Below are 1,409 nucleotides of genomic sequence, written 5' to 3' on the forward strand. Positions count from 1 at the left end.
CCTTGACCTGACCCCGACCGACCCGAGGCGGGGACTTATCTGGCCGCCGTCGGGGAGAACTATCTGGCCACCAGCGGGGAGAACTCCTGGCCGCCAGCGGGGAAAACGAACTGGCCATTGACACTGGGTGCTGTCCCGGGGCGCCGCGTTCGAGTTGTCCGGGGCCGCAGCAGTTCGATGTCGAGCCGGTGGACCATGCGGAACGCGCCCGGACTCTCGCCCGGGGCCGCGGTGAGCGTGGTGGGGGCACGCAGCGGCCTGTCGGGTACGGAGCGCCCACCGCAACGGACCCCCGGTGATCGCCCGCACCCGCTCGAGGTGGCCTCCGCGGTGGCCGTGATCAGCAGGATCGGGACATGACCTGCACCCATGCGGCCCATGTCCCGATCCTGCCGATCATGGCGCTCGCGTCACGGGTCAACACCCTCCAGGTGGCCGTGGATGCACCCCATCCGCTGATCAAGCGCCGGGCCCGACCCCAACCACGGGTCGCTTGTGGGGCGTCCACGAACCTTCACCGGGTCGCCGGGCGCGGGGCCGAACGGCACGTTCGCTCCCACCAAGCGTGCGAGAGTGCCGCTCGCTCCGCGGCTGTACCCACCGACGGTGGTGCGAACGCGGGCCTTGCACCCGCCAAGCGCGCCGCTGCAGCCGGACCCGGCGAACGTATGTGGTCACCGCGCTAGTCGAACTCGCCCAGCTTCACGCCCTCGACGAACGCCTGCCATTCGGACGGGGTGAACAGCAGCGTCGGACCACCGCGGTCCTTGCTGTCCCGCACGGCCCGCGACCCGTCCGCAAGGTCGGCCACCTCGACGCAGGCGCCACCGTTGCCGTTGCTCCGGCTGGACTTACGCCAGACGGCGCCCGCCAGGTCGGTCATCGGAATCACCCATCGCCCTCTCGATCAGGCCCATCGTCTCCGCCGCGTCGAGCGCGGTGGCGCAGAGGCGATCGAACACCTGATTGTAGGCGGCGACCTGAGGCTCGCGGTCGACGTACTCGGCGCTCCACAGGTCCTCGAGGTACACGACCCCCGCGCTCGGCGAGCGAGTGCTGGTAGCCGACGTCGTCGAGGCTGGGGTTCAGGTGGCAGAGCACCGTGGCGTGCGGCGCGGCTCCCTCGTCCGTCGTGATGTCGAGGACGCGGTGGGCGTGCCGCTCCCAGCAGCCGGCCCGCACGAGCGACGGGTTGCCGCGTTCCGCTGAACGCCCCGGGGTGTGTTCCGCATTATGGCTCCATAACGCTGTTTTAGGGGCTCGCAAACAGCATTGTGGAGCCATAATGGGCGCTCCTGACTGATCCGTGGGTCGCGGGGCGCGCCTGTGTAGGCGGCACGCCGCTCCCGCTTAGGTTCCTGAACTGTCGAGGATCAGGTGCCATAGAGCGGAGAGCGGTGTGCCTGCAG

The 1,409-nt window shown here is 69.8% G+C and carries 1 protein-coding gene and 1 pseudogene; both read right to left on the reverse strand.

Going from position 1 to position 1,409, the window contains the following annotated elements; genetic code table 11:
• Positions 1-682: 682 nt before the first annotated feature.
• Positions 683-883, reverse strand: coding sequence for a DUF397 domain-containing protein (locus ACU436_RS42300; protein ID WP_459032821.1), 201 nt, complete (start codon positions 881-883; stop codon positions 683-685).
• Positions 852-1,040, reverse strand: a pseudogene (locus ACU436_RS42305) (Scr1 family TA system antitoxin-like transcriptional regulator); the annotation flags it as partial. The gene ACU436_RS42300 and the pseudogene ACU436_RS42305, both read right to left, overlap by 32 nt.
• Between the last annotated feature and the right edge of the window lie 369 nt (positions 1,041-1,409).

It is taken from the genome of Pseudonocardia wallangbongensis (assembly GCF_054486945.1).

Bases quoted from the DNA above. Each gene is read 5' to 3' on its own strand.
- ACU436_RS42300 (WP_459032821.1), bottom strand. From the start codon at position 883: ATGACCGACCTGGCGGGCGCCGTCTGGCGTAAGTCCAGCCGGAGCAAC.